We start from the raw sequence: 13245 nt of genomic DNA, 5'->3' as shown, positions 1-13245 counted from the left end.
TTCCCCCGTCTCACGAGGGGTGTGCTGCGACCTTGCTCACCTCGGGGGAGCCGCCTTCCCCGGCCGGCCTGATCGCGCGCATCCTTCCGTACGCGTAGACGCAGCCCGCGAGCGCCAGGTCGGACAGGAGCATGAAGCCGATCGAATAGGAGTCCTTGGCGCTGTAGATCGCCCCCATCACCAGCGGCGGCACGAACCCGCCGAGCCCGCCCATCGCCCCGACGATGCCGGTGACGCTGCCGACCTGGGGCTGCGGGGTGACCTGGGAGACCAGGGCGAAGACCGAGCCGCTCGCGGTGCCGAGGCCCGCCGCCATGCACAGCAGGGCGATCGTGCCGCCCGGGTTCAGGGGCGGGTCGAATGCCTGCACGATGGCGAGCAGGGCGACGAAGCCGAGCGCGCCCGCCGTGACGACGGCCGGGTGGATCCGGTCGGACAGCCAGCCGCCGATCGGCCGGAAGACGACGGTGACGAGGGCGAAACCGGCCGCCTTGGTGCCGGCGTCGGTCGGGTCGAGCTCGTACCAGGTCTTCAGATACGTCGGCAGGTACACCCCGAACGCGACGATGCCGCCGAAGCCGATGGCGTACAGCGCCGACAGCTCCCAGGTCACCCGCAGCCGGCCCGCCGTGGCCAGCCGGGAGCCCAGGGAGGCCGTGGGCACCGGCCGGTCGGGGCGGTCGGTGATCAGGAACACGGCGAGGACGGCGTACGCGGCGAGCGCGATCGCGACGACGACGAACGGCAGGTTCTCCCCGTGCTTCGCGATGCGCGGGGTGAAGTAGCCGGAGAGCGCGACACCGCCCATGCCCATGCCGAAGACCCCGAGCGCCAGACCCCGCTTGGCCGGGGGGAACCAGGAGTTGACCAGGGGGATGCCGATGGCGAAGGTCGTTCCGCCGAGGCCGAGGAGGAAGCCGACGGCGAGCATCGCGCCGTACGAGTTCCTCGCCGGGATCAGCAGCAGGACGGGCACGATCGTGAGCGCCGAGACCAGGGGGAACATCACCTTGGCGCCGTAGCGGTCGGTGAGCGCGCCGGCCGGGATCCGGCCCAGCGAGCCCACCAGGACCGGAATGGCGACGAGAAGCGACTGCTGGAAGGAGCTGAGGTTCAGCCGGTCCCCGTAGTCACCGGCCAGGGGCGCGATGAGGTCCCACGCCCAGAAGGTGAGCGCGAATCCGATCGTGGCCATGACCAGGTTCCGGTAGGCGGTTCCGGAAGGCTTCTCAAGGGTGTCCACGTGATCAGTCAATGTCCCGCCGCCGGGCGGGGCGCGCCGGATTGGGCCGTACGGGGCGGGCCCCGGAGGGTGCGGACGGCCCGTCGGGGGCCGCGGGGGTCCGTCCGCTACGGCCAGTTCACGGTCCTGGGCGGGCGGCCGTCGTCCGCCACCGCCAGGTGCGGGCCTTCCCCGGTAGCCGCCACCTCCACCGTGATCGCCGTGACGCCCTCCCTGCGGTGGGCCGCCGCCAGCGCCCCGCGCAGCACGGCGAGGAGCCGCTCGGCGTCGGACGCGTCGATGAGGGTGTCGACCGCGCCCGAGAAGTGCACCGAGGGCTGGAAGCCCAGCAGGACCGCCGCGCCGCCCGTCTCGCGCAGCACGCGCCCCCGGAAGGTCGTCGGAGCGTCGGCGGGCGGCTGCTGGAGGGCGAAGATGGTCGTCCGTACCTCCTGGATCGTGGAGTCCAGCTCGTCCACCGCCCGCCCGAGCAGCGCGCTCTCGTCGGTCGACTCGGCAGCGCGCCGCCGTGTCGACTCCAGCATCATCTCGGTGGCGAACAGCCGCTGGACGACGAGGTCGTGCAGGTCGCGGGCGATCCGGTCGCGGTCCTCGTACACCGCCAGCTGCTCGCGGTCGTGCTGGGCGTCCGCCAGGACCAGGGCGAGGGCGGCCTGGGAGGCGAACTGCGAGGCGAGGAGGCGGTCCACCGCCGTGTAGGGGCGCCCGCCGCGCCGCCGAGGGAGGGCGAGGGTGCCGATGAGCCGGCCGCCGCTCTGCAGCGGCAGCATCATCGAGGGCCCGAACCGGGAGCGTACGTGGGTGGTCATCCGCGGGTCGGTGGCCGAGTCCTCCACGAAGACGGCCTCACCGCCGAGCAGTTGGACGAGGACGGGCGAACCCGGCGCGATGGTCGTACCGACCAGGTCACCCGGGTCGCCGACCGTCGACGCGGCCACGATCTCCATCCCGCCCTCCTCGGTGGGCTGCAGGACGACGCCGGCCGAGGCGTCGGCGAGCAGCCGCGCCCGCTCCGCGACCGTCATCAGCGCGTCCTCCGCCGGCTTCCGCGTGAGCAGGGCCGTGGTCACCGCCGCCGCGCCCTCGATCCAGCGCTCGCGCTGACGGGCGGTCTCGTACAGCCGGGCGTTGCCGATGGCGATGCCGGCCTGCGAGGCGAGGACCCGCAGCAGGGCGAGGTCCTCCTCGGTGAAGCTCCCCTCGCGCTTCTCGGTGAGGTAGAGATTGCCGAACACCTCCGTGTGGACGCGGATCGGGACACCGAGGAACGAGCGCATCGCGGGATGGCCCTCCGGGACCCCGCTGGAGCGCGGATCGGCCGTCAGGTCGTCGAGGCGCAGCGGCTGAGGGTCCTGGACGAGGACGCCGAGGAGCCCGGTGTGGCCGTCGGGGAGGCGGGCGACGCGCTCCCGCTCGGCCTCCGTCATCCCGGCCGTGTACAGCTCGGTGAGCCGGTGGCGCTCGGGGTCGACGACCCCGAGCGCTCCGTAGCGCGCGCCGGTCAGTTCGACGGCGGAGTCCACGATGTGCTGGAGCGTGGTCCGCAGTTCGAGATCGGTGCCGACACTCAGGACCGCTTCCAGCAGCATCGGCAGTCGGGGAGCCGGGTCGTCCTGATCCATGAGGGACATGCGCTTATCGTCGTACGAACGGGAGGAATGTGACGGTCACTCAGCGGCGAGCGGGTCGAGGACCATCGGCTGGATCCTGCCCTCCAGCATCGCGCCGAGCCCGAGGATCGCGCAGACGTCCGGCCGCTCGGCGATGTGCACCGGCATCCCGGTCGCCTCGCGGAGCATCTGGTCCAGGCCGGGGAGCAGGGCACTGCCGCCGACCATCATGATGCCGCGCTCGGCGAGGTCGGCGACGAGGTCGGGCGGGCACTCCCGCAGGATCTTGCCGATGCCGTCGAGGACCGCGGTCAGCGGGGTGTGGATCGCGTCGCGTACGGCCGCGGTGTCGACCGTCACCGAGCGGGCGAGGCCGGTGGCCACGTCGCGACCGTGGATCTCGGTGGAGGTCGGCCCCTGCAGGGTCAGACCGTTGCCGCTGAGGGCGAGTTGCAGCGGGCGGACGGACTGGCTGGGCAGCATCAGCTCGTGCTGGTGGCGCAGGTGCTGGATGACCGCGTGGTCGATCGCGTCACCGCCCACGGGGATCCGCTCGGCGGTGACGATGGAACCCAGCGAGAGCACGGCGACCTGGGTCGTCGCCGCGCCGCAGACCATGATCATGGTCGCGGTGGGCTGCTCGACGGGGAGTCCGCAGCCCACGGCCGCCGCGATCAGGGTGTCGACCAGCTCGACCCGCCGGGCGCCGAGCCCGACGAGGGTCTCCACGGCGGCGCGCTGGGCGAGCGGGTCGCTGTCGTGCGGGGTGCTGGCGGCGGCGCGCAGCCGGGGCTTGCGGCGCAGCTGGCGGCGGAGCTTCTCGCCCAGCAGGTGGCGGAGCATGCGCTGGGCCATCTCGATGTCGACGACGGTGCCGCCGGAGACGGGGCGTACGACGCGGATGTAGTCGGGGGTGCGGCCGGTCATCTTCTCGGCGAGCGCGCCGACGGCGATCAGCGCGCCGGTACGGGTGTTCACGGCGGCGACGCTGGGCTCGTCGACGACGAGCCCGGCGCCCTTGACGAAGACCCGGGTACGGGCGGCCCCCAGGTCGACGGCGACATGGCAACGACGCAGCTGCTCAAGGCTGACGGTCACGGCAGATCCTCCGGAGTGCGGTGCTGGCACGGGCGAGGTGGTACGCCGGCTTGCTTCGGCGTTCTGTTCGCATCGTGCGACTCCCGCGGCCGGGCCGCGCGCTGGGCTGAGCCGCCCGGGGGTGCGGAACCGCCCGACGGAGGCCGTGCGGAGTGCGCCGGGGCGTCAGAGCAGGCGTTGCAGGAGGCCCCAGGTGAACTCGGCGGCGCGCGGGGTTCCGTCGGGGAGGGTGAAGTCCAGGCGGAGGCGGGTGGGGGCGCTGCCGTCCCGGGCCCGGGCGGGCGGGAAGGCGTTGCCGACCTCGGGGAGGGTGCAGCTCCAGGGGCGCAGGTCGGCCTCGGTGCGCAGTTCGGGCACGGGGGAGCCGGGCGCGCGTACCAGTCCGCTGCCCCAGACCGCCGACGGCCGTCCCACGATCACCTGCCAGCGCAGCTCCGGCCAGAGCGGGAGCTCCCACTCCAGGAGCTCCGCGTCGAGCCGGGGAGCCGCGCGGCGCGCCACGGGCTCGCCCAGGACGGAGCGGTAGCGGGCCAGTTCCCCCGGGCCCCGGCGGCCGTGGGCCCACGCCTGCCAGCGGCGGTTCGCCTCGCGCGACTCGGCCCGGGTCGCCCCCAGTCGCCTGAGCGCGTCCTCGGCCAGCTCCGGCTGGTGGTCGGCCATGCGGCGCAGCAGGACGAGCTGGAACTCGTGCGGCCCGAAAGGCTCGGACGGTGTCATGAGCCCATCCTGCCCGAAGCGGGAGAATCACGACGACACGCCGCCGACCTGGGGTTTCCTCACAGGATCCTCACGTTCCCGCCTACCTCTGGTGTCCCGTCGACACATACTCTGCGGCAGCCATGGACTACTGCCACCAGTGCCGACGGCACCTCAACGGCGCACTCGCCTGTGCCGGATGCGGGACCCCCGTCGAGGAGCTGCGGTACGAGACCCCCCAGGCGGCCGCCCCGCGTCCCGTCGCGGCCCCGCGCGTCGAGTACGCCGAGCCCGCTGCCCGTGTGGAGTACGAGGAGCCGACCGGGCACGTCTACGAACTGGACCCCATCGAACCCCCGCGCGCGGGCGCTTCCGGCGGCCGGGCCGCCGCCCGCCGCGGCGCGGCGGCGGGGCGCGGCGGTGCCCGTCGCAGCCGGCGGGCGCGCGGTCGCAAGGGGCGCAACGTCCTGGTGGGCACCCTCGGCATCGTTCTCGCGGCCGGCGCCCTGAGCATGGCCAAGCTGGCCCTCGAACCCGAGGACGAGGGCGGCGCCGCCACCGCCGTGCAGGAGGAGGAGGTCGTCGAGACCTCGCTGCCGCCGCTGCCCTCGGACAGCGCGACGGCGCCGGAGGGGCCGACCCCGATCTCGGTGACGAAGTCCGCCGCCCCCAAGGACTCGGACGCGCCCGCGCCCGGGCATACGGGCATACCCGGCCAGGGCTCGGGCGGTCAGGGCTCCGGTGGTCAGGGTTCCGGCGGTCAGGGCTCGGGCGGCGGATCGCAGGGCACCGGTGGCGGGCCGCAGAGCGGTTCGCCGTCCGCGTCGCCCTCGGCCTCCGTCTCGCAGACCGGCCCCACGCCGACGGGCAGCGGCACGGCGACGCCGCCGCCGGGTCCGCCGGCGCCGACCACTCCGACTCCCACCCCGAGCCCCACCAGGGAGTGCTGGCTCTTCATCTGCTGGTAGGGGCCGTCGGGACGGGTCAGTCCAGGTCCTCGCCCAGCATCCGCTTCAGCAGGTCGCGCAGCAGCGCGCGCTCGACCTCCGTGAGCTGTCCGAGCGGCTCGCGCGCGAAGTCCAGCGAGTCGCGCAGCCGGCCGGCGGTGTCCAGGCCCTCCGGGGTGGGCGCGGCCAGCTTGACGCGTCGGTCGGCGGGGTCGGGGCGGCGCTCCACCAGGCCGCGCGATTCGAGCCGGTCGATGATCCCGGTGACGTTCGACGGCTCGCACTTCAGCTTCTGGGCGATCTTCCGCATCGGAACGGGCTCCAGGGTGAGCAGTCCGAGGACCCTCGCCTGGGCGCCGGTCAGCGCGTGCTCCGCGGCCGCCTGCTCGTACTCCGCGTAGTACCGCGCCACGACCGTGCCGATCAGCTCGACGACTTCGCGGGTGAGGGGGTCTGGGGTTGGGGTGGCCATGGGCTCCATCCTACCCAGATACTTGACAACATGAAATATCCAGGAGCATGGTTGTTTCAGGTAGTGAAACATTCTGTTCCAGGAGGCCGTACCGATGTCCGTAATCCCCACGTCCAGCCGTGAGTGGCACCTCGTCGCCCGTCCGCACGGCTGGCCGACCCCCGCGGACTTCGCGCTCCGTGAGACCCCCGTCACCGAGCCCGCCGAGGGCCGGATCCTGGTCAAGAACCTGCACTTCTCCGTCGACCCGTACATGCGGGGCCGGATGAACGACGTGAAGTCGTACATCCCGCCCTTCAAGCTCGACCACCCCATGGACGGCGGCGCGGTCGGCCAGGTCGTCGCGTCCAACGCGGAGGGCTTCGCCGTCGGCGACCACGTCCTGCACGGCCTCGGCTGGCGCGAGTACGCCGACGTGCCGGCCCAGCACGCCACCAAGGTCGACCCGGAGCTGGCCCCTCTCTCCGCCTACCTCGGTGTCCTCGGCATGACGGGCCTCACCGCCTACGCCGGTCTCTTCGAGGTCGCCTCCTTCAAGGAGGGCGACGCCGTCTTCGTCTCCGGCGCGGCCGGCGCCGTCGGCGGCCAGGTCGGCCAGATGGCGAAGCTCAAGGGCGCCTCCAGGGTCATCGGCTCCGCCGGCTCCGACGAGAAGGTCAAGCTCCTCGTCGAGGAGTACGGCTTCGACGCCGCCTTCAACTACAAGAACGGCCCGGTCAAGGACCAGCTCCGCGAGGCCGCCCCGGACGGCATCGACGTCTACTTCGACAACGTCGGCGGCGACCACCTCGAAGCCGCCATCTCCTCGCTCAACGTGCACGGCCGCGCCACCATCTGCGGCATGATCGCGCAGTACAACGACACCGAGCCGGTGCCGGGGCCGCGCAACATGGCCATGATCATCGGCAAGCGGCTGCGTCTCCAGGGCGTCCTCGTCGGCGACCACTACGGCCTGCAGCCGCAGTTCGTCCAGGAGGTCGGCGGCTGGCTGCGCTCCGGCGAGCTCAAGTACAACGAGACCGTCGTCGAGGGCATCGAGAACAGCGTGGACGCCTTCCTCGGTCTGCTCCGCGGGGACAACACCGGAAAGATGATCGTCTCGGTGACCGGCTAGTCTTCCCTCAGCCGTCGCGATCGTGGGCGCGAGTCGCGGCGAACCAGCAGAAGGAAGACCCGCATGTCCATTCAGCAGTCCGACGTCCTGTACACCGCCGTCGCCACCGCCGAGAACGGGCGCGACGGCCGTGTGGCCACCGACGACGGTCAGCTCGATGTCGTCGTGAACCCGCCGAAGGCCATGGGCGGCTCCGGTGCCGGCACCAACCCCGAGCAGCTCTTCGCCGCCGGGTACAGCGCCTGCTTCCAGGGAGCGCTGGGCGTCGTCGCCCGCAACGAGAACGCCGACGTCTCCGGCTCGACGGTCACCGCCGAGGTCGGCATCGGCAAGAACGACGACGGCTTCGGCATCATCGTCAAGATCTCGGCGACCATCCCGAACGTGGACGCCGAGACCGCGAAGAGCCTGATCGAGAAGGCCCACCAGGTCTGCCCGTACTCCAAGGCGACCCGCGGCAACATCACGGTCGAGCTGGCCGTCTGATTTTCCGCGTAGGCTTGACATGGGCCGCACCCCGACCGACCGGGGTGCGGCCCTCTCGCGTCGGCGCCTCGCGGGGCGCGCCGGTCAGCGCGCCAGCAGAGCCCGGCCGACCTGCGCGAACACCCCCTTCGGATGGTCCCGGAAGAGCGGCTCCGTGCCGAACAGGACCACCGGCGCGCCATGCGCCGCCGTCCCGCTGACCACCGAGGCCCGCCCGGCCGCGTCGCCCGGACCGCCCCGGCCGTCCGCACCCGGACGCCAGTGCCCGGAGACGAGCGGATCGACCGCCGCGTACGACTGCTCGGTCCGCACCCCCGCCCCCAGCCCGGTGAACCACATCGGCGCGTAGACGAAGCTGTGCCCGGGCGCGCCGCCCGTGATCGCTCCGCCCGCGTTGCGGACCGTCACGACACCGTTCGCGTCCCCGTTGCCCTCCACCGCGGTCGCGGGGAGCAGCCCCGCCGCCGCGTTGAACGCCGCTCCCGCGGGTCCGATCCCCACGACACCCGCACCGCCGGCCCGCAGGGCCTCCCGCGCCGCCGGGACGAGCTTCCCGTACTCCAGACCCCGCGACACGAAGAGCACGTCGGCCGTCGACCAGTCGAAGCCCGCGTTCAGGATCTCCGTCGACACCGGGACGACCTCGAAGCCCATCTCGCGCAGCGCGAACAGCTCGCCGGCCGTCACCGAGGCGGCGACCCTGGTCCGTTCCAGCGGCGCCGTGCCTCGCTGCTTCGTCGCCCGGAACACCACCCCGTACCGGTCCGCGAGCACCCGGGCGGCCCTCCGCGCCGACGCCGGCACGACCGCCGCTCCGTCGGCCGTCGCGCGCACCCTCACCCCCTGCGCGAGCAGCGAGTTCACCGCGGCCAGCTCCTTGGGGTCGTCGAGCCGCAGCAGCAGGTCCCCGAAGGGAGCGACCGAGCCCGTGGGCGCCGCCGCGTGCACCGGGCGTACCACGCGCGGTACCGGACCGTGCTCGATCCTGCGCACCGTCGCGCCCCAGAGCAGACCGAGGCTCCAGCCCGAGATGTCGTACATCGTCGACACGTCCGCGCTGATGTCGCGGCCCTCCGCCAGGATCACGTTCGCCATTCCGCGCTTGGGCTGGCGCATGTCGACCACGTACGAGCCGTCCACGGCCCGGCCCACCCGCACGTCGTTGGCGACCAGATGGTCCACCAGCCGCGCCGCCGCCACCGCCGAGCTCTGGGACCGCCCCGCCGGAATGACGTACGCGCGCGGGAACGTGGTCGTGTACACGTCCTCCGGGCCGATCCCCGGCACTCCGGGGACCGTCTCCTCGGAGACCGGCCGCTGCGCCTCGCCCGCCGCGCCCCGCCGGAACGTCTCGATCTGGTCGGCGAGCACCGACGCCCGATGGGTGTCCGTGTGATCGAGCGTGGCCCGCATCGCGGCGCCCGCGATGTCGACGTTGATCGCCGCCCGGCGGCGCAGCTCCGCCTCCGGCAGCGTGTCGTACGCCTGGTTGTTCACCGTCATCGGGAACTCGATGGTGTGCGCGGCCACCGCGCCCTGGAACGGCATGTACTGCGGGGTGAAGATGGGCGGCCAGTCGTCCCAGCCCTCCTGTTCGTCGCGGAAGGGGATGACCGCCGGGCGGACCCCGTCCTTCGCGGGCGTGTAGCCGAGACCGTTGACCGCCTTCTCCATGCCGAGAGCGTTGGCGTAGGCGTTCTTCAGGAACAGGTCGTACTCGTAGTTCTCGCCGTGCGGCGGGGTCGTCGGCTCGATCAGCGTGCCGTTGACGTATCCGTGCAGGTCCAGCATCACGGCCGGCTGCTTGTCGATGGCGATCCGCCGGATCGCCCGGGCCTCGGGCTGCGAGGCGGTGACGAAGTCGCGGTTGAGGTCGAAGCCGTTGCCGTTGGCGCGGGTTCCGGCGATCCGGCCGTCCGGGTTGGCCGTGACGTTCAGGTAGACCCGGGTCCTCGCGAGCAGCCCGGCGGTCTTGCGGTCGGTGGCGGTGGCCAGCTCCTCGATGAGCTCCAGGGCCGCGTCCGTGCCCTCCCACTCGTTGCCGTGGATGTTGTTGTTGATGAAGACGGGCGTCTTGTACGCGGCCTTCAGCCGGGCGTCCTCGGCCGCGGCGGCGGGCGCGTTCTCGATCAGCTCGCGCATCCGCTCCTGCTCGCGGGCCTCGCGGGCGCTCTCCGGGGCCGTGACGGTCACCAGATACAGCTCGTGACCGCCGGCCGACCGCCCGGCGACCTCGACGCTCACCCGGTCGCCGAGCCCCTGCAGCGCGTTGAGGCGCGGGGCGAGGGAGTGGTACGGGGCCAGCCCCAGCTTGATCGACTTGTCGGCAGGGTCGACGGGCGGGACGGTGAGGTCGGTCCGCCGCGGATAGCCGGTGCCCGGGCGGAGCGGGGTGTCGGCCGGGGTGAGGGAGGAGCGCGCCGCGAACGCGCGGGGCGGCGCGGCCGCGGTCTCACGCCCGCCCCCGTCGCGGACGGGACCGGGCTCGTGCGCGGCGCCGGGCCCGTACGCCGGCGGGCCGGGCGCGGCGCTCGCGGGCAGCGAGGTGAGGACGAGAGCGCCGAGGAGCGCGCCGCAGACGGTGGTGATCAGGACGGGTCCGGGTTTCGCCATACGTACGCAACCTCCGTGAGTGATCAGTACGCAGGGGTCTACCCTGTCGTGCCCCGGACAACAAGAGGGCCTCCGACGCAGGCCCGATAGGGTGATCCCATGCGTGATTTCGGGGCCGGTCTCGGTTATCTGGTACAGGGTCAGAAGTGGGTGGGCCGGCACGGCCGATGGTTCGGTTTCGGGCTGCTGCCCGGTCTGGTGACCCTCGCGCTCTACATCGGCGCCCTCGTCGGACTCGGCTACGGGGCGGACGACCTGACGGCCTGGGCGACCCCGTTCGCCGACGACTGGTCCTCGCCCTGGCAGGGGCTCCTGCGCACCACCCTGACCGTGCTGACCTTCGGCTTCGGGCTCTTCCTCGCCGTCGTCACCTTCACCGCCGTGACCCTGCTGGTCGGCCAGCCCTTCTACGAGTCGCTGTCCGAGGCGGTCGACCGCGCCGAGGGCGGAGACGTCCCCGAGTCCGGCCTGCCGCTCTGGCGCGAGCTGTGGATCTCCGCGCGCGACAGCCTCAAGGTCGTGCTGCGGGTCGCGCTCTACGGAGTGCTGCTCTTCGCCTGCGGTTTCATCCCCGTCGTCGGTCAGACCGTCGTGCCGGTGATCGGCTTCTGCGTCTCCGGCTTCTTCCTCGCCGAGGAACTCACGGCCGTCGCCCTCCAGCGCCGCAGCGTCGAGCTGAAGGAGCGGCTGCGGATGCTGCGCGGCCGCCGGATGCTGACCCTGGGCTTCGGCGTCCCGCTGACCCTGGCGTTCCTGGTGCCGTTCGTGGCCGTCTTCCTGATGCCCGGCGCGGTCGCGGGCGCGACGCTGATGGTCCGGGACCTGCGCGGCGAGAACGACAGCGACGACCAGCCGGCCGCGGCGCCCTTCCCCGCGGCGCCCACCCCCGTCCCGACCCCGGGCGACCCGTTCCGGAAGCGGTAGCGTGCCGCTTCCGCAGGCCGCCCCGGGACCGGCGGGTGCGGGCTCAGCCGACCTCGGCCAGCGCGTACCCCTGCCGCTCGCTCCCCGCGTCGGCGAGGCGCTCGCCGTCCGGGCCCCAGGCTCCGGCTCCGCCGCAGGCCACGCCCTCCTCGCTGGGGCCCAGCGCGTTGCCGAGCACCACGTGCAGGCCGAAGTCCCGGGCCCGTACCGGATAGACCTTCTCGAACGAGTCGTTGCCGGCGACCAGCACCGAGCTCGCCAGATAGACCGTGCAGCCGTCGGCCGCGGCCCGCTCCGCCAACTCCGGGAACCGGTTGTCGTAGCAGGTGGCCGTGGCGAACCGGACCCCGTCGAGGGTGAAGCGGCCGTCCGACCCGCCCGGCGCGAAGACCTCCTGCTCGATGCCGTACAGATGCCGCTTGTCGTAGCGGGCGAGCAGGGAGCCGTCCGCGTCGATCACCAGTGAGGTCACCCCGGTCGAGCCGTCGGCGGTCCGCACGGGTCCGTTGACGACGGCCGCCGCGCCCACCGCGCGGCAGGCGTCCCGGACCGGTTCGAGGCGGGCGTCGTCCTCGGAGAGCACCAGCGCGGGGGTGTCCCTGATGAGGCTGGGCTCGTAGCCGGTCAGGCAGAGCTCGGCGAAGACGACCAGCCGGGCGCCGTCGGCGCCCGCGTCCCTGATCAGCCCGGCGACGGTCCGGACGTTGGCGTCGATGTCCCCGGCGACCGGGGCGAACTGCGCGGCTGCGACGATCATGACCGTCATCATCCCGTGCGCCCCGGCCGGCGGGCTACCCCCGGGGCCTATCGGGACGCGGCCACGGCGATGATCGACCGGACCTGGGCGATGATGTCCAGCCGGTTGCGCACGAACTCCGGGTCCGTGACCGCGCCCGTCGCCGGGTCCGTGTTGCCCGCGCCGAACTGGAGCACCGGCGTGTGGACGTGGCCGCCGGGCAGTTCCCGCAGGCCGAGCCGGTCGCGCAGCAGGGTGGCGCGGTAGGCGATCTCGTTGGAGAGGTAGTCCCCGCCGCCGCCCGAGCGGGCCGTGGAGCCCGGCGTCGGGCCGTCCGGGCGGGCCACGGGGGTGCTCGACCCGGCCGGGATCTCGGTCACCGCCGTGTTGTCGTACACGGGGAAGCGCCCGGTGTGCGCGGCGACGATCGAGGCGTACGGGAGGGTGGTCGCCGTCCACTGGGGCTGGGTGGCGGGATCGTCGACCGGGACGGTCTCCGTGCGCGAGAGGTTCTCGTTGTCGGGGAACCCGCCCCGCCAGGCGCCGTTGAACCGTTCGATGTCGAAGCGGCCGATCCGGCCCTGGCTGACCGTGGTGAAGAGGTCCGCCTTCGGCAGCTGGTCCCGCAGGGTCCGCTCGACCGTTCCCCCGGCGAAGTCCTGCCAGCGGACCGGGAAGACGGCCGTCTCGATCCTCGCCGGGGTTCCGTCGGCCGTGCGGATCCAGGTGCCGTCCAGGGCGAGCGCGGTGGCCCCGGACGGGTTGCTGATCCGGACGTCCCGGTCGAGTGTGAAGGGGTCGAACCCGGTCATCAGGATCCGCTTCACCCCCTTGCCCGCGGGGAAGCGGATCGCGTCCTGGCCGCGAGAGGAACGTTCCAGCCGGTCGAGCAGCCGGGCTCGCGCCTCGCCCGACAGGGCGAACTCCGGCCGCCAGGAGCGCAGTTCCCTGGTCAGGCCCAGCCGCGCCCAGTACAGCGGCCGATCGTCGTCCCTGCTCAGATCGCCCCGCACGCGACGCCCCTGCGCCCGGTCGACGGCGTCCCGCCAGAGCCGCTCCCCGTGCCGGGCGACGATCCCCTCGGCCTCCCGGTACGACCCGGCGCCGGCGAGCGCGCCGGCGAACTCCGGTGCCACGGAGTCGAATCCGGCCCTGCGCAGGATCTCCTGGGGTGCGGCGCGGTCGAGTCGGGCCTCCTCGGTGGTGCACGCGCAGCCCGCGTCGGCCGAGGCGGGGGGTGTCGCCGCGACCAGCGTGGCGGTGATCAGTGCGAGACCGAGCGAGGCGTGGCGTATCCGGGACAGCA

Annotated in this window: 12 protein-coding genes; 4 read left to right on the top strand and 8 right to left on the bottom strand. The window is 73.1% G+C overall.

The window, feature by feature from the left end:
- Positions 1-10: 10 nt before the first annotated feature.
- The 4 genes from AB0D99_RS25970 to AB0D99_RS25955 form a co-directional block, all read right to left on the bottom strand.
- Positions 11-1195: an MFS transporter gene (locus AB0D99_RS25970; RefSeq protein WP_362366941.1), complete on the bottom strand. Its 1185-nt coding sequence runs from the start codon at positions 1193-1195 to the stop codon at positions 11-13.
- 155 nt (positions 1196-1350) lie between these two features.
- Entirely contained in the window at positions 1351-2874 is a 1524-nt protein-coding gene (locus AB0D99_RS25965) for a GAF domain-containing protein (RefSeq protein WP_362366871.1), read from the bottom strand.
- Between the two features lie 36 nt (positions 2875-2910).
- Complete coding sequence (locus AB0D99_RS25960) at positions 2911-3951, bottom strand: rod shape-determining protein (protein WP_362366868.1); 1041 nt, start codon at positions 3949-3951, stop codon at positions 2911-2913.
- A gap of 165 nt (positions 3952-4116) precedes the next feature.
- Complete coding sequence (locus AB0D99_RS25955) at positions 4117-4668, bottom strand: hypothetical protein (RefSeq protein ID WP_362366865.1); 552 nt, start codon at positions 4666-4668, stop codon at positions 4117-4119.
- A gap of 122 nt (positions 4669-4790) precedes the next feature.
- Between AB0D99_RS25955 and AB0D99_RS25950 the strand changes: the two genes are divergently transcribed.
- Positions 4791-5615: a hypothetical protein gene (locus tag AB0D99_RS25950; protein WP_362366862.1), complete on the top strand. Its 825-nt coding sequence runs from the start codon at positions 4791-4793 to the stop codon at positions 5613-5615.
- A 16-nt stretch (positions 5616-5631) separates the two neighbouring features.
- On the opposite strand, the gene AB0D99_RS25945 is transcribed toward AB0D99_RS25950, so the two are convergent.
- Positions 5632-6066, bottom strand: coding sequence for a MarR family transcriptional regulator (locus tag AB0D99_RS25945; protein ID WP_362366859.1), 435 nt, complete (start codon positions 6064-6066; stop codon positions 5632-5634).
- A 94-nt stretch (positions 6067-6160) separates the two neighbouring features.
- Here AB0D99_RS25945 and AB0D99_RS25940 point away from each other — a divergent pair, with 94 nt between their 5' ends.
- Positions 6161-7180 carry an NADP-dependent oxidoreductase gene (locus AB0D99_RS25940; protein WP_362366856.1) on the top strand — a complete coding sequence of 340 codons (1020 nt, stop codon included), beginning with the start codon at positions 6161-6163 and terminating at the stop codon, positions 7178-7180.
- 63 nt (positions 7181-7243) lie between these two features.
- Positions 7244-7666 carry an organic hydroperoxide resistance protein gene (locus AB0D99_RS25935; protein ID WP_086831271.1) on the top strand — a complete coding sequence of 141 codons (423 nt, stop codon included), beginning with the start codon at positions 7244-7246 and terminating at the stop codon, positions 7664-7666.
- Positions 7667-7750: 84 nt separating this feature from the next.
- On the opposite strand, the gene AB0D99_RS25930 is transcribed toward AB0D99_RS25935, so the two are convergent.
- Entirely contained in the window at positions 7751-10279 is a 2529-nt protein-coding gene (locus tag AB0D99_RS25930) for a M14 family zinc carboxypeptidase (RefSeq protein WP_362366852.1), read from the bottom strand.
- Between the two features lie 99 nt (positions 10280-10378).
- On the opposite strand from AB0D99_RS25930, the gene AB0D99_RS25925 reads away from it, so the two are divergent.
- Complete coding sequence (locus AB0D99_RS25925; RefSeq protein ID WP_362366849.1) at positions 10379-11203, top strand: EI24 domain-containing protein; 825 nt, start codon at positions 10379-10381, stop codon at positions 11201-11203.
- 43 nt (positions 11204-11246) lie between these two features.
- Here the strand turns inward: AB0D99_RS25925 and AB0D99_RS25920 are convergent, their stop codons facing one another.
- Together AB0D99_RS25920 and AB0D99_RS25915 are read right to left on the bottom strand one after the other, a co-directional pair.
- A complete protein-coding gene (locus tag AB0D99_RS25920) occupies positions 11247-11960 on the bottom strand; it encodes a carbon-nitrogen hydrolase family protein (protein ID WP_362366846.1) in 714 nt (237 codons plus the stop codon).
- Positions 11961-12007: 47 nt separating this feature from the next.
- Positions 12008-13243 (bottom strand): pyroglutamyl peptidase, encoded by a 1236-nt coding sequence (locus AB0D99_RS25915; RefSeq protein WP_362366938.1) that lies wholly within the window; start codon positions 13241-13243, stop codon positions 12008-12010.
- Positions 13244-13245 lie beyond the last annotated feature (2 nt).

This window comes from Streptomyces sp. NPDC047971 (assembly GCF_040653355.1).
GTDB lineage: Bacteria > Actinomycetota > Actinomycetes > Streptomycetales > Streptomycetaceae > Streptomyces.
This window is presented reverse-complemented; position numbering and strand designations above follow the sequence as displayed.